The 20,465-nt window shown below is 69.3% G+C and carries 15 protein-coding genes; 6 read left to right on the top strand and 9 right to left on the bottom strand.

What is annotated here, in order from left to right; translation table 11 throughout:
- Positions 1-46: 46 nt before the first annotated feature.
- The 3 genes from QHF85_RS35535 to QHF85_RS35525 form a co-directional block, all read right to left on the bottom strand.
- Entirely contained in the window at positions 47-1,414 is a 1,368-nt protein-coding gene (locus QHF85_RS35535) for a cation:proton antiporter (protein ID WP_281331839.1), read from the bottom strand.
- Complete coding sequence (locus tag QHF85_RS35530; RefSeq protein ID WP_281331838.1) at positions 1,411-2,730, bottom strand: hypothetical protein; 1,320 nt, start codon at positions 2,728-2,730, stop codon at positions 1,411-1,413. Before QHF85_RS35530 ends, QHF85_RS35535 begins: the two co-directional genes overlap by 4 nt.
- 131 nt (positions 2,731-2,861) lie before the next feature.
- Complete coding sequence (locus tag QHF85_RS35525; protein WP_281331837.1) at positions 2,862-5,069, bottom strand: hypothetical protein; 2,208 nt, start codon at positions 5,067-5,069, stop codon at positions 2,862-2,864.
- 317 nt (positions 5,070-5,386) lie between these two features.
- On the opposite strand from QHF85_RS35525, the gene QHF85_RS35520 reads away from it, so the two are divergent.
- From QHF85_RS35520 to QHF85_RS35510, 3 genes are read left to right on the top strand one after another with little or no spacing between them, the layout of a single operon-like run.
- Complete coding sequence (locus QHF85_RS35520; protein WP_281331836.1) at positions 5,387-6,724, top strand: HD domain-containing protein; 1,338 nt, start codon at positions 5,387-5,389, stop codon at positions 6,722-6,724.
- Positions 6,721-7,380 carry a hypothetical protein gene (locus QHF85_RS35515; protein ID WP_281331835.1) on the top strand — a complete coding sequence of 220 codons (660 nt, stop codon included), beginning with the start codon at positions 6,721-6,723 and terminating at the stop codon, positions 7,378-7,380. Before QHF85_RS35520 ends, QHF85_RS35515 begins: the two co-directional genes overlap by 4 nt.
- Positions 7,377-8,639, top strand: a complete 1,263-nt coding sequence (locus QHF85_RS35510) for a DUF4147 domain-containing protein (RefSeq protein WP_281331834.1) — start codon at positions 7,377-7,379, stop codon at positions 8,637-8,639. Before QHF85_RS35515 ends, QHF85_RS35510 begins: the two co-directional genes overlap by 4 nt.
- Before the next feature lie 10 nt (positions 8,640-8,649).
- On the opposite strand, the gene QHF85_RS35505 is transcribed toward QHF85_RS35510, so the two are convergent.
- The 4 genes from QHF85_RS35505 to QHF85_RS35490 form a co-directional block, all read right to left on the bottom strand.
- Positions 8,650-9,558, bottom strand: a complete 909-nt coding sequence (locus QHF85_RS35505; protein WP_281331880.1) for a hypothetical protein — start codon at positions 9,556-9,558, stop codon at positions 8,650-8,652.
- A 136-nt stretch (positions 9,559-9,694) separates the two neighbouring features.
- Complete coding sequence (locus QHF85_RS35500; protein ID WP_281331833.1) at positions 9,695-10,282, bottom strand: biopolymer transporter ExbD; 588 nt, start codon at positions 10,280-10,282, stop codon at positions 9,695-9,697.
- A gap of 16 nt (positions 10,283-10,298) precedes the next feature.
- On the bottom strand, positions 10,299-10,856 hold the full coding sequence (locus tag QHF85_RS35495) for a biopolymer transporter ExbD (RefSeq protein ID WP_281331832.1): 558 nt from the start codon (positions 10,854-10,856) through the stop codon (positions 10,299-10,301).
- Between the two features lie 244 nt (positions 10,857-11,100).
- Complete coding sequence (locus QHF85_RS35490; RefSeq protein ID WP_281331831.1) at positions 11,101-11,721, bottom strand: MotA/TolQ/ExbB proton channel family protein; 621 nt, start codon at positions 11,719-11,721, stop codon at positions 11,101-11,103.
- An 854-nt stretch (positions 11,722-12,575) separates the two neighbouring features.
- Between QHF85_RS35490 and QHF85_RS35485 the strand changes: the two genes are divergently transcribed.
- From QHF85_RS35485 to QHF85_RS35475, 3 genes are read left to right on the top strand one after another with little or no spacing between them, the layout of a single operon-like run.
- On the top strand, positions 12,576-13,202 hold the full coding sequence (locus QHF85_RS35485; RefSeq protein WP_271925287.1) for a MotA/TolQ/ExbB proton channel family protein: 627 nt from the start codon (positions 12,576-12,578) through the stop codon (positions 13,200-13,202).
- 10 nt (positions 13,203-13,212) lie between these two features.
- On the top strand, positions 13,213-13,776 hold the full coding sequence (locus QHF85_RS35480; RefSeq protein ID WP_281331830.1) for a biopolymer transporter ExbD: 564 nt from the start codon (positions 13,213-13,215) through the stop codon (positions 13,774-13,776).
- Complete coding sequence (locus tag QHF85_RS35475; protein ID WP_281331829.1) at positions 13,773-14,435, top strand: biopolymer transporter ExbD; 663 nt, start codon at positions 13,773-13,775, stop codon at positions 14,433-14,435. Before QHF85_RS35480 ends, QHF85_RS35475 begins: the two co-directional genes overlap by 4 nt.
- Before the next feature lie 58 nt (positions 14,436-14,493).
- On the opposite strand, the gene QHF85_RS35470 is transcribed toward QHF85_RS35475, so the two are convergent.
- Both QHF85_RS35470 and QHF85_RS35465 read right to left on the bottom strand, forming a co-directional pair.
- Complete coding sequence (locus QHF85_RS35470; protein WP_281331828.1) at positions 14,494-17,823, bottom strand: SNF2-related protein; 3,330 nt, start codon at positions 17,821-17,823, stop codon at positions 14,494-14,496.
- A 105-nt stretch (positions 17,824-17,928) separates the two neighbouring features.
- Complete coding sequence (locus tag QHF85_RS35465) at positions 17,929-20,220, bottom strand: sodium/proton-translocating pyrophosphatase (protein WP_281331827.1); 2,292 nt, start codon at positions 20,218-20,220, stop codon at positions 17,929-17,931.
- Positions 20,221-20,465 lie beyond the last annotated feature (245 nt).

Below are 20,465 nucleotides of genomic sequence, written 5' to 3'. Positions count from 1 at the left end.
TGTTACAGGGAAGCGTGCCGCAAAGGCCACGCGCGCGAACCACGCGTCACGTCGTCTCGACGTCGGCCTCGGGCGTGGGCGCGTGCGCGGGCAAGTCGAGGAGGCTGCCTTCGCGCTTCTTGCCGATCTCGCCGGCGCGCGCGAGGGCCATGCGGAAGAGGACGGGGCCGAGCATCTCGTTGATGACGATCGTGCCGAGGATGAGCGTCGACGCGGCCTCGCCCCACGGCTTGAACGAGGTCGCGACGAGGTTCGCGAGGCCGATCGCGACGCCAGCTTGCGGGAACATGCCGAACGGGACGCGGGCCGCGACCTCGGGATCGACCTTGGCCACGCGAGCGCCGAAGCGCGCGCCGGCGAAGATGCCCGTCGCGCGGGTGAGCGCCGCCAGGGCCGCGTAGGGCGCGACCGTGAAGAAGGCGTGCAGGTGCACCTCGGCGCCCACGACCGCGAAAAAGACGGCAAATGTGGGCATCGCCGCGACCTCGGTCTCGTGGATGACCTCGTGGCCGCTGACGGGGCTGATGTTCTCGAGGAAGAGGCCCGCCGAGAGGCCGACGAGCAGCGGATCGAGGTGCAGCGCGCCGCCGATCTCGGCAACGACGAAGAGGACGGCGAAGACGAAGAGCCCGATGCGCTGGCCGACGCGGCGGATGTAGAGCGCCGAGACGAGCCCGACGGCGATGCCGGTCGCGATGGAGCCAAAGATGTGCACCGCGAGGGCGCCGAAGATCGAGGGGCCCGCGCCGTTCGCCGCGACATCCGGGGGAAACACGGCGCGCGCCACGGACTCGGTGAACGAGAAGGCCACGACGACCGCGAGATCCGCGAGCACCACGATCGAGAGGCACATCTCGCTGAGCGGGCCGACCGCGCGCGTCTCCTTGAGGATGCCCATGACGACGGCGGGCGAGAGCGCGGAGAGCACGGTGGAGCAGATGAGCGCGACCGTGAGGCGCTGCGCCGAGGTCATGCCCGCGGTGAACTCGATGCGCCCGAGGACGAACGAGAAGAACCCGAAGAGCAGGACGAACTCGGTGAGGAGGCCGAAGATCGAGACGAGGCCGATGCTGCGGATCTTCGGGCGGAGGCGCGCGAAGTTGAGCTCGCATCCGGCGTTCAGCGCGATGAGCCCGACCGCGACCTTCTTCACGAGCGTGAGGTCGCCGAGCATCGACGGCGTGATGAGGCGGAGCACCTCGGGGCCGAAGAGCGCGCCGCAGAGGATGAAGCCCGTGAGGTGCGGCAGCCGCAGATCGTGGAAGATGTGCCCCGTCTGCATCGCCGCGATCAAGAGGAAGCCGAACGCGAGCGCCGCGCCCGAGCCCGTGATCGTGGCATCCGCAGGCAAGAAGGAGCGCGCGGCGAAGGAGATGCCGGCGACGAGCGCGAGGACGAGCGCCGCGCGGATCACGCGTTGCCCTCCGGGGTCGTCGTGATGACGGGGGCCTCGTCGGCCAAGGGCTTCGGCGGCTCCGGCGCGTGGACGCGCGTGGGCGGGATCGGCGTGAGATCCACGCCGGTGCGTCGGCGTCGCCATTCGAGGATGCGGACCACGACCTCGGTGAGCACGCCGCCGATGAGGACCGCGTTGATCGCCCAGCGAACGCGCTCGGGCCCGTAGCCGTGATAGAGGGTCGCCGCGCTGACCATGAGGACGATGGAGCTCGGGCTCTGCGGCGCGAGCGCGATCGCCAGCATGCGCGCGCTCGGGAGCTCCTTCGGTCCGACGCGCTTCGACCAGATCGCGCCGAGGCGCTTGCCCGCGACACGCGCGAGGACGAACGCCGTCGCGAGGACCCAGCCTTGCCACTCGAGCGGCCGCCACGTCGCGCCGACGACGAGGAGGAAGATCAGGTAGATCGGGCGCTCGACGTCGAGCAGCGTCTTCTTCAAGCCTTCGAGGTCGCGGATCGGGAGGTTCGCGAGCAAGGCGCCCGCGATCGCGCAGACGACGGGGACGCTCAGCGCGAGGTAGCCGGCAACGCCCGCCGAGAGCGCCACCGCGCCGAGCAAGAGCGTGAGCTCCTCGGCCGCGTTGCGCGCCCCGCGCAAGAGGACGTACGTCAGGATGCCGAGCACGCCGCCGAGGCCGAGCGTCAGGAGCAACCACGCGGGCGAGGGCAAGACCCAGCGCGTCGCGACGTTCTCCGGGCGGAAGAGGATCGCGACGACGCCGAGGAGCGCGAGGCCCGTGACTTCGTCGATGCTCGTGACCTCGTCGATCATGCGCGCGGCCTTGCGACCGACGCGGCGCTCCCAGGCCTCGATGCTGATCGGCGCGCTCGGCGCCGCGCAGGCCGCGAGTACGAGCGCGTCCCGCGCGAACGCGTTCCGCTCCCAGGGCACGCCCATGGCGAGCAGCGCGATGGCGCAGAGGCCCGCGGTCGTGAGCATGGGAACGACGGACTCAAGGACGATGACGGGGCCGAGCGACGCTGGCAGCGCGTCGAGCTTGCGCACGTCGAAGTGCAAGCCCACGACAAACCCGACCCAGCCGAGGCCGAACTCGAACGCAGGCTTGAGATCGATGAGGACCTCGGGCGTCAAGATCCCCACGCTGTCGAGCGAGAAGATCGCGCCCATCGCGAGGAACGGCACGCCCGCGGAGATGAGGACCGTCACGCCGAAGCGCTGCTCGAGCGCCTTCACCTTCGGCTGCGCGAGGAGCACGGCCAGCCCGAGCGCGCTCGCGAGGCCGACGATGATCCTGAGCCGGTCGGGATGCATGACCTGGCCAGTATCAGCCAGGATCGGCCGGCTCGCCCGCGGAAAGGGCATCCGAGCACGTCAGCTTCGTGCACGCCCGAGGGCCGGATCTCACGGCCGCGCACGCATTTCCGGGCGTGCGTGATCCTCCGTCAGGAGCGCGTCGTGCGCGGCGCTGGCGTGCGTGATCGACCGCGGCTCGTCGAAGGCGCGCGTGGCGGCGCCTCCTGGCTCGAAGGCATGGGCGTGACGGAGCGGGCGCGCAGCAGGTTCCCGTCGCACTCGACCTCGACGCCGAGCGCGCGACAGCGTCGAACGAGGCGTTCGAGATCGACGTCGGGCGCGAGGAGCAGCCCGGACGGCGGAGACGGATCGAGGAAGAGCTCGGAGGCAGGGCGCCGCGTGCGCAAGAGCTCGCGGATCTCCGTGTCTTCCACCCACAAGAAGCCTGCGGCGGGGACGAAGCTCGCGCGGCCGATCACCACGCTCGCCTGGATGAGCATCTGCGAGATGCCCTCGGGGAGCTTCGCGACGGCCTCGATCCGAGCGCGCAGCGCGTCGCTCTCGAGCCCCGCGGAGAGGGCGCGCGCGATCGACGAGGGCGCGAGGAGGAGGTCGACCTTGTCGCCGATGCGCGTGATCTCGGCGAACGGGACGAGCGCGAGCACATGCGCGACGCGCGCCCCAGGGGCGATCTGGAGGATCTGCGTCTCGACGAAATGGCTCGGCGCCGGATCGAAGCTCGGCGCGGTGCCCGCGAGCATGGCCCGGCCGCGCGGCGTGAGGCGCAAGGCGGGGCCGTCGTCGAGGTCGTCGCCGCCGAGGTCGATGATGCCGAGCGCCGGCAAGGATTCGAGCGCGATGCGGCGCGTGATCTCGAGGACCTCCGGGGCCTCGTTCGAGGTGCGCTCGGCCCAGCGGCGCAGGAGGCGCTCGACGCCGCCGATGCGATCGTCGGCCGCGAGGTAGCCGCGCAGCGAGGCCCAGGGCACCCAGCGGCCCTCGCCGAGCTCTTGTAGCGCGTCGATGACCATCTCGCGGAGCGCGCTGATCGGGCTCGACTCGCGGCCCTCCGAGGCGGCGCGCAAAACCTCGCGCTCGGGGCGCGCCTCGTCCCAGGCGCCGCCGCGGCGCCACGTGTCGAAGAGAACGCGGCCGAGCTCGTGCACGGCGAGCGATCCCGGAGGCGTGGCCGCCGAGGCCGCGGACGGCTCCCACAAACCGATGGCGCGCGAGAGCGCGGCCGAGAGAGCGACCATCTCGACGTCGCGACCGAAGCGCTGGGCGAGGCGGACGAGCAGCGAACGAGGCGTGCCCACGCCGGGACGAACGTCGCTGCCCGGCTCGCGCACGGCGTACGCCAAGCCGAGCGCGAGCATGCCCGGGTCGGGGGCGAAGCGGGCGCGGCGCGGGGCGTGATCTTCTTCGAGGACGAACGATCGGATCTGCGCGCGGCGGGCCTCGCGGGCCTTGCGGCGCTCGGCGCCGACGATGTTCGAGATCTCGGTCGGGATGACGTGGCGGTTCGGGTGGATCGGGATCAGGAAGGCCCGGCGCTCGAGCGCGAAGCCCGCGCCCCGCCGGCTGGCAGTGATGCCGGTGGCGCCCCGCAGGCGCATGGGCTCTCGTTCGAGGTCGAGCAGCTCCTGCGTGTCGACCTCGCCGCCGACGGCCTCGATGGCTTCGAGCAAGCGACGCTCGACCGGAGCGAGCCGCTCGACCTCGGACGCGAGGCGCGATGTGTCGCAGAGGATCTCCCACGCGGCTTCGAGCGAGAGCGCGATCGGCGGCGTGGCCGGGCGGCCGAGGTAGTGCGCGGCCACGGCGCTGACGGTCTCGAACGAGGCCTGCGAGAGGAGCGCGCGGAGGGCGCGCGGGTCCTCGCTCTCCCAGGACTTGAGCTGCACGAGGAAGGCGGTTGGAAGGACGAGCTCGATGCCTTCGTCGACCTTGCGCCCGTACACGACGCCGCGCGCGACGAGCGGCTCGAGCCCCGCGGGCAACGTGGGCACGATGAGCGCGCCGCCGACCTCGGCGATGCGGTGGAGCAGCTCCCGGCTCGACGCCTGGAGGCGCGATGGATCACGCACGTCGGGGATGCCGACGAGCGCCCGTGCGACCTGCGATGGAGCGTCGATGCGCTTCTGCGTATCGATGCGTATGCCGAGGCGGCGGATGAGCGCCGCGAGCTCGGAGTCGGGCAGCACGCGGAGGATGTGATCGAGCCGGCGGGGCGATCCGCTTCCGGTCTCGTCGGACGCGGGCTCGGGGTCCGAGGCGCGCGAAGCGCGTTGGCCCTTCGAGGCACCGTGCGCAGGTTCCAGAGCGGCTTCGCCGTGTCGTCCGCCGATGGAGGTCATGACATCACCGACATGGGAGGAAGGTTGTCGACTCGCTTCACGTCCAACGAACGACACTACACGACGAAGGGTGCACCGACACCCCCCAATCGGCGCATTTCGGCGCGTCTTCGCGCCACTTTCGTGCGCATCTCGATCGCCTCGGGTCGCACGCGTGGGAGAGCCGCATGGGCTCCGCTGCTACCACGACTGGAATTCGACAGGGGTTTTACCGGGAATTTTTCGAGCATGATCGACGCTGTCGGGGAACTCCCGATGCGCACGAGGAGATGCCGGATGGGCGACGTAGGACTACGATGGATCCCTGGAGGACATGAGTGATCCTGCGTGACCCGGTGCATGGGCTCGTCGCGTTCGAAAGTGAAGAAGACTCGATCGTGCCGCGCCTCCTCGGCGCGAGAGAGATGCAACGCCTGCGGCGGATCCGCCAGCTCGGGCTCACCTCGCTCGCGTACCCGGGCGCCGAGCACACGCGCTTCTCGCACGCGATCGGCGCCGCGCACGTGATGAAGCTCCTGCTCGTGCGGCTCAGGCAGATCGATCGCGACTTGCCGTTCTGGCAACGCGTCACCAGCGAGCGCGCGCGCGACGCCATCGCGGCCGCGCTGCTCCACGACGTCGGGCACGGGCCGCTCTCGCACCTCTTCGAAGCTGCGATGCCGGGCGCCGTCGAGCACGAGACCTGGACCGCGCGAATCCTGCTCGACCCGGCATGCGAGCTGCACCAGATCCTCGCCGAGGACGATCCGAGCCTGCCGCGCCGCGTGGCCGATCTCGTCGCAGGCAAGCACGAGCTGCCCTACCTCGCCCGCGCGGTGAGCGGCACCTTCGACGTCGATCGCTGCGACTACCTCTTGCGCGACGCGCACGCGACGGGCGTGCGCTACGGCGACTACGACCTGCCGTGGCTGCTGCGCAGCCTCCGCTTCAGCGAGCCGAGCGGCCCGCCCGGCCACCACGCGCCCTCGCTCGCCATCGACGGTCAGAAGGGCATCGTCGCGATCGAGTCGTTCCTGCTCGCGCGCTACTTCATGTTTCAGCAAGTCTATTTCCACAAAGCAACGCGCGCGGCCGAGTGGATGATCGGCGCCATCCTGCGCCGCGCACTCGCGCTCGTCGTGGATGGCACGCGCCTGCCCGTCCTGCCACCCGCGATCGCATCCGTCGCCGCGGGCGACGTTCCTTCGCTCGATCAGTACCTCGAGCTCGACGACCAGGTCCTGCTCGGCGCCATCCACGCCTGGGAGGAGTCAAAGGACCCAACGCTGAGTGATCTCTGCCGGAGGCTCCGCGCGCGCTCGCTGTTCAAGACGATCGAGCTCTCCCCCGAGGCGCACGGGGAGGACGAAGGCGGCGCGACGAGCGCGTTCGGCGCGCTCGACGACGGGGCCCGCGAGAAAGTGCTCGCCGCCGCGCGCACGATCGCCGAGGAGCGGGGGCTCGATCCCGACCTCTACGTGGGCCTCGACGTCGCGACGGACACGCCGTATGCCGAGGACGACTCGCTGCACGTGGTCTTCCCCAAGGGCAGGCCCCGTCCGCCCTCGGAGGTTTCGTTCTTGCTCGATCGTCTGCGCAACGAGACGCTCACCCGCTGCCGGCTGATCTTCGCCCCGGAGCTGCGCGACGCGATGCGGGAGGCGTTCGTCCGTTGAGCCGCGCGCGCGTCTCGAGGGCGCGCGGCGCGGGCCTCGCCGTGCTGCTCGCGCTCGCAAGCTCGGTAGCGGCGGCGCACGCCGAGGACGACGGGCCCGACGGCGTGTACGGGCGCCTCGACGGCGACCTCGACGTGCGCGTCGGCGCAGGCGCCGCGTTCGCCCGCGGAGGCCCCGCGCTCGCGGCGCACGCGTCCCTTTTGTACCTGTCGTCCGCGGGCCTGTTCGTGCACTACACCGACGCCCTCGGCACCGACGGACCAGCGGTCACGCGCTCGATCGCGACCGGCGTCGTGATCGAGCCGCTCTTCCTCGGCCGCTTCGCGACGAACCTCGAGCGCGGGCCCGCGCGCCTCGACCTCGGCCTCGACTCGTTCGCGCTCGGCATGGGCGCCTTCTGGGAAGCCCCGCGCGGCGGCACGTTCAGCACAGAGCCGGGATTCGAGTTCTCGATCGGCCTCGGCTTCCCGCTCTTCGCGCGCGCGACTGGGCCGGTCCTCGGCGTGCGCGGCGCGCTGCGGATCCGGCCGACCACGTTCGCCGGCGCGGGGCCGTTCCGCTTGATCGACGAAGGCGCGCTGCTCTCGGTCACGCTCGCCTGGCGCCACATCGTGCCCGTTCACCTCGTGGATCCCGCCGATCGGCTCGAACGATGAGCGCCGCCGAGGCAGCCCTCCGGCGAGTCCTCGGCGAGGTCTTTCGAGAGAGCCTCACCACGCTCGACCCGGCGCGCCTCGTCGCGGAAGCCTTGCCGCCGCGGCCACCCGAAGGCGTGCGCGTAAAACTCTTTGCCGCCGGCAAAGCGGCCGCCGCGATGGCGCGGGGCGCCCTGTCCCGCTGGGGCGATCGCATCGAGGCCACGCTCGTCGTGACGGTCGACGGCGCGCCCATCGATTGGAGCGGGCTCGATCTCCGGAGCGCGCCCGTCGTCCTCCACGCCGCGCACCCTGTCCCCGACGAACGCAGCATCACGGCAGCCCACGCAGCCCTCGCGCACGTACGTGGCCTCGGCCCCGACGATCGGGTCCTCGCGTTGATCTCGGGTGGCAGCTCCGCGCTGCTCGTGTTGCCTCCGCCCGGGCTCGACCTCGAGGACGAGCGCCGCGTCGTCCGCGCGCTCCTCGAAGGCGGCGCGCCCATCCACGACGTGAACCTCGTCCGCCGCCACCTCTCGCGCATCAAGGGCGGACGGCTCGCCGCCGCGGCCGCGCCCGCGTTCGTGGAGACGCTCGCGCTCTCCGACGTCGTCGGCGGCGCGCTCTACGACATCGGCTCCGGCCCCACGGTCCCCGACCCCACGACCGCCGCCGAAGCCCACGTCGCGCTCACCCAGTACGCACCGCCAGAGCTCGCCGCGCGCCTCGCGCCCCACCTCGACGACACGACGGAAAAACCCTTCCCCACGCGCACCGAGGCCCGCCTGCTCGCCGGCCCCGAGGACTTCGCCCGCACCGCTGCCGCAAACCTCGCCGCGCGTGGTTTTTCCGTCAGGATCGAGCCCCCCGAAGGTGGCGACGCGCGCGCCGTGGTGGAGACACGCGTCGTGCAGGCCGCGGCGCTCGCGCCAGGCCATGCGATCGTCGTCGCCTGCGAGCCCACGCTCGCGCTACCGCCCACCCGCGGACGCGGCGGACGCGCTGGCTGGGTCGCGCTGGCCGCCATGAAACGGCTTCCTCCGGGCATCGCGCTCCTCTGCGGCGCCTCGGACGGCACCGACGGAAGCTCCTCCGCTGCGGGCGCGGTCGTGAGCCTCGACGCTGCGGGCGACTTCGATGCTGCGCGCATCGACGCGGCCCTCGTCAGCTACGACGATGCCGCGATCCACCGCGCCCTCGGCACGGCGATCGACACGGGCCCGACGGGGCAGAACCTCACGGATCTGCACATCCTGGCGCGGGTGTTTCCGGAGAGCTGAGGCGGGAGCTTTACGGCGCGATCGGGACGACGCCGGCCTGGGTATCACCCATCGCGTCACGCACGGCGTTCGCGAGTGCGCAGCTCAAGGCCTGACGCTTCTGGGCGTTCACGACGCGCTCATCGAGCTGCGCCCCGGCCATCTTGAGCTCCACCTCGGGCGCGCGGCGGATGCGCAGGACCAGCTTGTTGTCCGAGAGCCGCCAGATGCCGACGCGCGACGCGTGGGGCACGGCGCGCAGGGCCTCGGACTTCGAAGTACCCGCGGGGACCTGGAAGTTCGGCGGCGTCTCGTCGAGGACCACGGCGAAGTACTGCGCGCGCGCGAGCAGATCGACCGCGATGGGGATGTCGTCGCGGACGGCATCCTCGAAGAAGCTCGTGAACGCGCGGAGCCGCAGCTCGCCCGACGCGTCCTGCACTTCCCTCACCCAGTCCTCGGACAGGATGCGGAGCGAGCGATACGCGACGCGCAAGTTGTAGGGTTGCGCGGGCGGCGCGCAGCGATCGAGCTCGTTGCAGATCTCGCCGAAGGCGCAATCGCGGGTGAGCTTGCACTCCTTGCCGGAGAGCTGGTTCTTGTTTTCTACCGTGAACAGGCAGGCGGTGAACCCGTCGCGCAGCGAATCGTTCGCGGCTTTGCGGATGGCCTCGGCGCTCGTGGCTTGGTCGGCGTCGAGGCGAAGGTAGATGCCGGGTTTGTCCCGGAAGCTCCACCCCTTGAGGATCTCCGTCTCGACGACGTCCGTGAACGGGTCCTTCGCGAGCTCGATCGTCCAGCGCTCGATCCGGTCGCGCAGGGGGAACCAGCGTGGACCGAGCTCGGCGACGACGGCGCGTTGTTTGGCGAGGACGCCGCTTCGTTCACTCTCGAGGCGGCCTTGGGCCCATTTCCACTGGACGATGACCGTGACGGCCATCACGAGGCCGATCCAGGCCCAGATTTTGGGGGCGGGCCACCGGATACGGCCTGCCCCGCGGTCCTGCTTGGACTGAACCAGCGAAGGCAGGCCGCGGGGTCGTTCATCCGCGCTGGGCGGCATGGGGGTCGCTCTTTCAGCCTGACTTGGGGAGCTTGCCGACCATGAAGCTGACGTTCGGGTAACCGGCGAACGCAGCGGTCTGGAAGACGCTCTTCACGACGAGCGCGGGCACGTTTTGATCGACCTGGAGGATGCAGACGCCGGGGAACGGCTTGTTCGGCTGCACCTGCTTCCAGAGCTCGCGCTTGTTCTTCAGGAGGTTGAAGAGCTCGTCGATCTTCTGCATGCGGCCGAGCTCCTCGATCGCGCGCGTCGAGCCGGCCAGCGTGCCGTCGACGAGGATCTGGTTGCCGTTCACGGCGACCATCGGCGCGTCGATGATGTCCTCGACGTTCTCGGCCTTCGGCAGCTTGACGTTCTTGTCGACCGTGATCTCACCGGACGCCGAGAACGACATCAGGAGGAAGATGACGGTGGTGATCAAGAAGTCGATGAAGCTGACCAGGTTCAGCGCAGCATTGCCGCTCCGCTTGCCGTGTCCCGCCACCTTGTTCCACACGAACTTCAGCGGGATCTTGAACAGCAACCGCCGGCCGGGCTGGTGGATGACGTGGGCGTGCGGGTTGTGATGTTTTGACGGAGGTCGGTCGTGGGCACCCATCTCTGGTCTCCCTTGATCAGCGGACGGAGAACGTCATGTTGAAGACCGGCAGGTCCTTGTCCCCATCGGGGAGCTTCACCTTGCGCTTCGTCGCGTACAGCGCATCGAGCACCGCGATGATCTCCTTGAACGGAGTGCGGTTGTCGGTGTGCATGATCGCCTGATCGAGCTTCTTATCGCTCGGATCACGATGGCTGCCGTTGGTGTTCCACTCGGACTCGATCTTCTTCGCGAGGTCCGAATACCGGATAATGGGGCTGTCCCCCGGCGGCGGCTTGGGGACGCGAACCTCGCTCACGACGGTCGCGCCCTGCTTCCACACGAGCGCGAAGTCGGTCTCGCCGATGTGCAGATTCAGCACCTTCTCGGGCGTCTGCGGCGTGAGCTCTTTGTCGGGGTTCGGCGGCCCAGGGACCTGCGCGTCCGCGTTCATGCGCGAGTTCGTGACCCACACGGCGGTGATCAGGAGAAACGCGATCGTGCACATCAACAGGTCGATGAACGGGACCATGTTGATGTCCGTATTTGTCGCCTTCTTTTTGCCCCCACCTTCGCCGACGTCGACGCCACCCATCGTGTGCCTCCTGCAATGCTCGCCCTCGCGAGCCTATCGCGATGGGGACGCTTTTACGCGTCCCCGTTCACGCAACTTCACCTGTCCTCGAGGGACAGGGCCTAGCCCTTACGTACGACAACGGATTCGGGTGAAAGTTCCTCCCGAAATCACGGCGGGAGCGGCGCGGGCGTGGGCGCCGCCTTCCCTCATGCTCGGGGCTCGGATCGCCTTCGGCGTCCTGAGCCCCGAACCCAGGGTGGTATCAGGCAGCCGCCTGGCCCACGGCCGCGACGTTCACCTTCTGGCGGTTCGCCACGACGAGGTTCAGCACCATGACCGACGCCTCGTTGATGTCGTCCTCGAGGTGCTGCGTCTTGCCGTTGAGAATGGCGAAGCCGATGAGGCCGACGATCGCGACGGCGAGGCCGAACGCGGTGCAGTTCATGGCCTCCGAGATGCCCTGCGCGAGCACGCGCGCCTTCTGGCTCGGATCGACGGACTCACCACCGACGGAGCCGAACGCGATGATGAGGCCCGTCACGGTGCCGAGGAGGCCCGAGAGCATCGCGAGGTTCGCGAGGAGCGCGAGGTACGGGGTGTTCTTGCTGAGACGCGGAAGCTCGCGGAGCGCGGCCTCGTCCATCGCAGCCTGAACCTCCTCGTCGGGGCGGTTCACCTTCACGAGGCCAGCCTGCACAATGCGGGCGAGCGGCGCGTTGGCGGCGGAGCACATCTTGACGGCCTTGGCCACGTCACCCGCGAGGATGCACTTCTGCATCGTGGCGAGGAAGACGTCCTTGTTGATCGACGCGCCGAACAGATAGATGGAGCGCTCCACGATGATGCCGATCGTGAGGATCGACCAGAACAAGATGGGCCACATGCCCCATCCACCTTCTTTGAAGTGCTCGTACGCTGCGTGCATTTGTCAGGTCCTCCAGCTTGCCTCGCGTCCGCTCGGGCCGAGGTGTCGCACTCTACATGAAAGCCATTCCGGATCGAATGCGGCAGTTTCCTGCGACGGTCTTCGTGCGATCGCGCTGGCCGTCGCGGCCTCGCGCCCCGCGCCCCGCTCGTTGCTCTCCGCGTTGAATTCCGCTTCGTTGCATCGCTGGGGAGGGTGCGACTTCGGCCAAGGCATCCAAGCGAACCAGGACGCTAGCCGAGCCGCTCGCCCCAACGCAAGTAGGGTGTTTGGCTTCGTTCCGTCTCGTGTGTCTTCGTCGAGATGATCCCAGATGGAGCACGAGATCCCGTGACATCTCACGAGCTCGCATGTTCCGGGGCCAGTCTACCCGTCCGCATCCGAACGGGGCAAATGGCCGGTATCCGTGGATCATCGTCTCCGTCGACCCAGCGCGAATCGGCCCACGTTGAAGCTTCATCGCCCAGGCGACCGGCATCTTCGCGATTCAGACCCTCTCTCGTCAAGCAACATTTGGTCGAGATCGCGCGAGCCATGCGGTAAACACCGCACGTTCCCCACGAACTTGGAAGGATCCAGCCTCATCGGACGAAGCCCAAGCAGCCCACGTCACGATGCGGGAGGGGCTCCGCTCACACGCTCCTCTGTCGCTTGCCTGGGAGATCGAGCGACGGCTATAGTCGCGCCCGAACGCGACTTTTGCGCGTAGGGCATAACCACGGTTCGTGGCGCTCTGGTGACTTGGTAGGGAGAAAGGGACTGCGAGGATGCGTCACCTGTTCATGTTGGCGTCCGAAGGAGGAGAGGTCGGGATGTGGGGGGCCATCAAGGAGAACCCCACCTTCCTCGTGATGAACCTCGTCGTCTCGGCGATCGTGGTGACCGTCATCATCGAGCGCGCGTACTTCCAGCTCGATCGCTACCGCGTGAACTCCAAGGAGTTCTTCGCCCAGATCAAGAAGCTCGTGGTCGCAGGCAACATCGACCGCGCCATCAAGCTCTGCGACGCAGGCGACTACCCGATCCTCCAGCTCGTCAAGGCCGGCCTCACGCAGGCGAGCAAGGGCGCCGACGAGATCGACGCGGCCCTCAGCGAGAAGCTCTCCGAGCTCAAGCCCGCCGTCGAAAAGCGCGTCGGGCTGCTCTGGTCCCTCGCGAACATCGCCACCCTGATCGGCCTCATCGGCACCGTCAGCGGTCTCATCAAGACCTTCGCCTCGATCTCGGCCCCCGGCCTCTCCGCCGCCGTCAAGCAGCAGATGCTCTCGAACGGCATCGCGGAGGCCATGTACAACACGGCGTTCGGCCTCGGCATCGCCGTGCTCTGCATGATCGCGCACGTCCTTCTCCACACGCGGTCGAAGAACATCCAGCACGATCTCGAGTCGACCACCGAGCGCGTGTTCAACCTGCTGACGATCGCCAAGCCGAACTTCTAGAGCGTCGCCCATGGCCGAGACCCCCGACGCTCCGCTCAGCGCCTCGCAGAAATCGCGCATCCGGCGGCTTTCTCAGCCGAAAGATCCGGAGCCGGGCGAGGAGGCGGGTGAGCTCAACATCGTGCCCTTCCTCGACATCATCACGAACGTGATGATGTTCGTGCTCGCCAGCGTCTCGGTCACCTTCATCGCCTCGATCGACACGACCCCGCCCGCCATCGGCGGCAAGGGTCGGAGCGACGTGGCGACCAAGGCGCTGAACCTCTCGGCGTTCATCACGACGCAGGGGATCTCGCTCAAGACCTCGAGCGGCAACATCGCCCCGGGCTGTCAGGGCATCGGCGCCGGCATCACGATCCCGATGCGCGAGGGCGGCGTGAACGACTTCGCCGCCGTCACGAGCTGCGCGAAGCGGCTCAAGAACGCGGCCCCCGAGTTCAAGGAGGAGACCCAGGTGACCATCACCGCGAACCCGGGCGTCGAGTACGGCACGATCATCGACACGATGGACGCGCTCCGGAAAGACGGCGAAGAGGAGCTCTTCAAGGACGTGCACTTCGGGGTGGCGCGATGAGCACCGAAGAGACCTTCGATCAGGACCCGCAAGACAGCGGGCCGAACGCGCCGCGCCAGCCGCCGCGCCCGAAGCCCGCGCAAGCCCAGAAGGGCAGCATCGTCAAGTACAAGGCCGCCCTCCGGAAGGCGAAGCGGAAGAACGCGCGCGAGCCCGAGATCGACTTCCTCAACATCACGGCGATGCTCGACCTGATGACCATCATCCTGGTCTTCTTGCTCAAGAGCCTCGCCTCGTCCGCCGGCGCGATCCCGCAGTCCGACGACCTCCGCCTGCCGCAGTCCGTGATGGTCGGCGAGCCGAGCGACGAGGGCGTGCTCGTCGTCGTCTCGAAGACGCAGATCCTGGTCGGCGAAGAGTCCACGCCGGTCGTCACGTTGCCCAGCCGCGAGCAGCTCGCGCAGTCGGGCATCGACGCCAAGCACAAGCGCAGCGGCCCGAACGACCTCTACATCGTGCCGCTGGCGAACTCGCTCCAGCACGCGCGCGAGATCGACAAGGCCGTCCGCGCGGCGAAGGGCCTCGACCCGTCCACGTCCGAGGCGCGCATCGTCGCCGACAAGACCACGCCCTACCGGCTGCTCATCGAGGTGCTCTACACCCTCGGCCAGAGCGAGTTCGGCAAGTACCACCTGATGATCCTGAGCGGGAAGAAGTAAGGCCCGCGGCCGCAGAACGCGGCGCGCGGGCCCTTCCCCATCCCCTCGCCCTCGCCCGTCAATCGACGGCGAAGAGCTCCTCCACGTCGGCCTTCGTGAGCTTCTTGGCGCCGCCCTGATCCTCGCTGAGGACCGAGGCCACGAGCTCGCGCTTCTTCGCCTTGAGCTGCAGGATCTTCTCCTCGATCGTCCCCTCCGCGACGAGGCGGTAGGCCGTCACGACGCGCGTTTGTCCGATGCGGTGCGCGCGATCCGTCGCCTGCTGCTCCACGGCCGGGTTCCACCACGGATCGAAGTGGATGACCGTGTCCGCCGCCGTCAGGTTCAGGCCCGTGCCGCCGGCCTTCAGGCTGATCAGGAAGACCGGCACCGTCGGATCGCTCTGGAAGCGCTCCACGCGCTCCGCGCGATCCTTCGTCGCGCCGTCGAGGTACTCGTAGGGCACGCCGTCCTCCTTCATCGCCCGCTCGATGATCTTCAGCATCATCACGAACTGGCTGAAGACGAGCACCTTGTGGCCGCCCTCGACCGCGTTCGCGATGAGCTCGCGCAGCGCCACGAGCTTGCCCGAGTCCTCGTCCGAGAACTCGCGCGGGAGGCCGAGGAGCCGCGGATCGCAGGCCGCCTGGCGCAGCCGCGTGAGGCCCGCGAGGATCTGGAGCTGGCTCTTGGCGATGCCGACGCGCTCCACCTCGCCGAGCACCTGGGCCCGCACCTCACGCGCGACCTGCATGTAGATCGACCGCTGATCGCCCGTGAGATCGCAGATCTGATCGGTCTCGATCTTCTCGGGCAGGTCCTTGGCGACCTCCTGCTTCGTACGGCGCAGGATGAACGGGTGGATGATCTGCCGCAGGCGCTGCGCGGTCTTGTAGTCGCCGGCCTCGATCGGCCGCGCGAGGCGCGCCTCGAACTTGTCGAGCGTGCCGAGCAGGCCCGGCGAGACGAAGTCGAAGATCGACCAGATCTCGGAGAGGCGGTTCTCGATCGGCGTGCCCGTCAGCGCGAGCCGGCGGCGCGCCTTGAGGCGCTTCGCGGCCGCCGCGGTCGCGGAGAGCGGGTTCTTGATGTGCTGCGCCTCGTCGAGGATCGCGTACGTGAGGTCGAGCTTCGCGAGGAACTCCTCGTCGCGGCGGAGCAGCGCGTAGCTCGTGATGATGACCTCGGCCTCCTGGACCTCCTCGATCTGGTCCTTGCGATCCGCGCCGTGCCAGAGCGCCACCTTGAGCGTCGGCGCGAACCGGACGAGCTCGCGCTCCCAGTTCGTCACGACGCTCGTCGGGGCCACGATCAGCGCTTTGACGTGCTTCTCCTCCTGCTTGACGCTGAGGAGCAGCGCGATCGTCTGCACCGTCTTGCCGAGGCCCATGTCGTCCGCGAGCACGCCGCCCGAGCCGATGTCGTGGATGAACTTGAGCCACGACAGACCCGCCTCCTGGTACGGACGCAAGGTCGCCTTGAGCGCGCGGGGCTTCTTCGTGCTCTCGATCTCCTCGATGCTGGAGAGCTTGTGGAAAAGCTCGCGCGCGCCCTGCGCCACGCTCGAGCCGTTCACCTGCGCGAGCAGCTCCTGGATGCGGCCCGCGTGCGCGAGCGGGAGCTTTCCGGTGCGGCCGGCCGCCGTCATGAGCTCGATCTCGCGGTCGAGCATCGCGCGGATGCTGTCCGGATCGAGCGGCGCGAACGAGCCGTCCGAAAGGCGCACGTACTTCTTGCCCTCGGTGAGACAGCGGCGCAGCTCGTCGCGATCGACGGCGATGCCCTCGCTCTCGAACGAGAGCCGCACGTTGAGCCAGTCCATCCCGCTCGTGACCTTGGCGAAGACGCCGAGCGGCTTGTGCCGGACCTGCGTGTCGACGAGGTCCTCTGGTACGAAGAGATCCCAGTCCTCGGGCAGCTCCGCGAGGCCCTCGCTCCAGAAGCGGATTGCCGCGTCGCCGCTCGCCACGAACTCCTGGCCCGTCTCGTCGGGCTTGAGGCCAAGGCCGAGCAGCCGCGCCGCCGCCTCCTGCTGCAACGCGATGTCGACGCGCACGCAACGCGCGCGCTTCATGCCCTCCTCGGGCGGCTGGATGAGCACGGGCGGCGAGATCCCGTCGGCGCGGACCTGCACTTCCTCCTCGCCATACGCGGCGTAGAGCTGCACGTGCGCCTCGACGAGCGAGCCGCCCGCGCGCATGCGGAACGTCGGGGGCAAATCCACGACGTCCGCGATCTGCGAGAGCTCCGGCAGCTCCGCGCCGACCTCCAGCGCGACCTTCGGCAAGCCCTGCATGATCAGGCGCACGAGGTCGCGCATCGGCTCGCCGATCGTGGGCGAGCGCAAGAGCCTGCGCATCGCGGCCGGCGAGACGCGCTTGTCGAGCCGCCGCGCGATGCCCTCCTGCGTGTCGACGTGCCAGCCGGGCCAGCCCTCGAACCAGCCGCCCTGGAGCAGCGTGAAGCGGCGCTTGTCCGTCGGCCGCTCGAAGCTCGCCTTCACGATGATCGTGTCGCCGCCGACGGTCTCGAGATCGAAGCGCGGACGCAGCGGCTCCTCGGCGAAGCGGAGCTGCATGAGCGCAGGCTCGAGCAAGACGCGCTGGCCTTCGAGCAAGGGCAAGAGCTCGGCGACATCCTCGCCGCGCACGTCGACCGCGGGATGGCGCGGATTGCCGCTCTCGAAGCGAGCAAGGAGGCGCAAGGCATCACGATCGGGTGTCGGATAAAGCGCCTGCCAGGCGAGCGCCGTCGAGGGGAGGATCGGCACGCGCGCGTCGGCGTCGAGCACCGTGACCGTGAGCGCGCCCTGTCGGACGTGCAGGCGGAACTCCACGCGCCGCGAGCCGCCGAGCCCCTCGGGCGGAAGCCACGCGCCGATGCCGGTTTGTTTCGCCGTCGCGTCGTGCTGCGGGGCGGTGATCACGGACGAGCCGGGCGGTCCCATCGCGGCCATCGAGGTCCTCTCGCTTGCGCCCATGTGCCCCATCGGGGCGCCCGGGCCGGGGCTACCGAGCGGCGGCTGCGAGCCGCGCGGACGATCGCGCCTGCGCACGCGCTTCAGCGCATCGCCGCCGGCGTGCGCGGTCTGCGGCATCATCGGGGCGGGCACGGGATCGCGCCGCGGCTGCGCGCCGCGGGCCTGATCCCGCAGCGTGATGAGCAGCGCAGCGACGTGCTTGCAGTGCTGGCCCCCCTTCGAGAACGTCGGGCACGAGCAGTACGACTTGATGCCGTCCGGCGTGAGCTCGACCTTCACCGGATACGGCTCGGAGTCGCTCGCGCGGACGACGCCGCTCGCGCTCATTTCCTGGACGTCGATGTCCTCGACGACGCGCCTTCGGAAGTATTCGAGTCCGCGTAGGAACGTGCGGGCGCCGAGCAAACGGCGCAGCCCGCGGTCGCTCAAGGTGGAGAGTGCGTCGGTGATCGGAGGCGGCACGTTTGAATGGGGGGGGTTTGTCCCGCGGCGAGCGGGCGCGTCGATCAGGGGGTTCGCGCCTTCTGGCGCGGGCTAGACGAAGAACGGCAAAAAGACGAGCGTGACCACGGGAAGCATTTTCACGAGCACGTGGATCGCGGGCCCGGCCGCGTCCTTCAGCGGATCGCCGACCGTGTCACCGAAGGCCGCCGCGATGTACGTCGGGTTGTCGACCCGCGCGCCCGTCTCGTCGACGAGGTACCGCCCGCCGTGCGCCCCGGTCACGATGTACTTCTTCGCGTTGTCCCAAGCGCCCCCCGCATTGCCGAGCAGGAGCGCGCCCAGGACGCCTGCGATCGTCGCGGCCAGGATCAAGGCAGCGACCGCGTCGGCAACGGCTAGAGGATTATCTTCCGTTCCGGCGAAGCGCAAGCCCAGTCCCACCGCGATCGGCACCGAGGCGGCGACCAGGGCCGGCGTGATCGCATGGCCGAGCGCGGCGCGGCTGCCGAGCTCCACACAGGCGTCCAGGTCGGGCGCCGCAAGCCCGCCCCGCGTAGCAGGCGCCGAAGACTGCCTCGACCGCGAAGCCCGCGGGTGCGGCGGCGTCCAGGCCGTGCTCGTCCCGAGCGACGAGGGCGCGTTGACCTGCCGGCGCGCCTCCTCCAGCACACGCCGCGCCGCGCGCGACACACCGCCGATGCACCGCGACGCAAACCAGATGACCAGGACGATGCCGACCGCCGCGCCGAGGTACACCTCCGGCCGGCCCACCGCGAGCGCCGTCGCCGTCGCCGCCGCCGGTTTGCCCGCAGGCAGCCGCCGCTTGGCCTCGTCCAGCCAGACCGACACGAGCATCGACGTCGCGAGCAGCGCGGCCGCGCCCATATGCGCCCTGGCAAACGCCTTCGCCGTGTTGCCGACAGCGTCGAGGACCACGGTCCGGCCGCGCACGTCGGGGCGCTCGCGCCCGATGGTCATCTCCACAATCCCGCCCGCGCTGTCGATGATCGGAGCGAAGCCAGCCATCGCGAGCGCGTAAGCAGCCGTGCCGAGCAGCCCCATCGTGGCGACAGCGATGCCGAGCGCACCGCCGCCCTCGAGGCCCGTGCGCGCGCCGAGCACGTGCGCCGACGCAACAGCCGTCCCGAGGATCACGAGCGGAGCAAGCGCGCTGTCGAGCCCCACCGACGCCCCGCGCAAGAGCGCGAGCGGCGAGCCAACGCGCGCAGCTTCGGCGATCTCACGAACGGGCCGGTAGCGCTGCTCCGTGTAGTACTGCGCCACGAAGAGCAGGAGGATCCCGGCAGCCATGCCCACGGCCGCGGCGCCGAAGAGCGGCAGCCAGTGCTTGCCGAGCAGCCACTTGGCCGCCCCCGCCGTGCCCACCGCGCCGAGCAGCGCCGTGACGAAGAGGCCCCGAGCAAGCGCATTCATCGGGTCTTCACGGTCATCCGTGCGCACGACCATCACCCCGAACATCGCAGCGAGCACGCCAAACGCGCGCGTGACGACCGGGAAGAGCATGATCGAGAGGACACTCGGGATGCCCTCGTTCTGGCGAAACACAGAGGCCGCGATCAACATCGCGCCAAGGTTCTCCGCCGTGGTCGAAGCAAACGCAGCCGCAGCCTTGCCCGCGCCCTCACCCGCGCAATCCCCGGCCAGGTCAGCGATGGTAGCGGGATTCCGCGCATCATCCTCGGGCAACCCGAGCTCCTTGCCAGCAAGATCAGCGCCCATGTCCGCGCTCTTCGCAAAAGCGCCGCCGCCAAGCTCAGCGATGAGCGCGGCAAACGAGCCGCCGAGCGCATACCCCGCGATGACGAGCGGAATCGAAGGAGCGAGCTTCAACGCAGCGCCAGGCTCCGCCGAGAACCCGCCCTTCTGCGCAAAGACCGCAGCAAAGAGGCCGACAAGCCCGACGAGCCCGAGCGAGACGGAAAACAGCCCCGAGACCGCGCCCCCACGGATGGCAATCTGCAGCGCATGATCGAGCGATCGGCGGGCCCCACTCGCCGCCCGGACGTTCGCACGCGTGGCCATCCAAGCAGCAACCTGCGCAGCCGCCACAGCCGAGCCAACCCCGAGAGCAAAGGAGAGCGTGAGCCAAGCCCCGAGCTCGAGCGGCGGGAACGCCTGCGCCTCAGGCTTCTGCCGAGCAAGCCCATACGCGAGGAAGATGCCACCACCAAGCACCGCCGAGACCGCAAGGATGGTGCCCCGCAAACGCTTGGTGAAGAACGCCGCAGCCGCACGAACACGAGCAGCCACGCGAGGCATGTCCCCCTCACCCGTAGGGCAACCAAGCACCCAGCGCGCGAGGTACCCCGCGAACCCGATGCCGAGCAGGCTGATGCCGAGAATGAGCGCAAGCTCGGTCATGAAGGAGCCTACGCGGCCATTCGCCCGTGCGTTCGTCGACACGAACCCATCCGCTTGGAAGGCGAGCCGCGGGGAGGCTCACTACCGCGATGCGCGCGTCAGAGCAAGTCTGTCAGACGTAGCGCCGGGGTTTCACCCCGGACCCCGACCAGGGGTTGTCCACCCCTGGACCCGGACCAGGGCCAGCCCTGGACCTCCAGGCATCGACTGCGCGAAGCGCAGTCGATGCGGGGAGAGTTTTTAAA

Source organism: Polyangium sp. 6x1, assembly GCF_029946515.1.
GTDB lineage: Bacteria > Myxococcota_A > Polyangia > Polyangiales > Polyangiaceae > Polyangium.
Note: the sequence above shows the minus strand (reverse complement) of the source record. Positions and strands in the feature narration are given on the sequence as shown.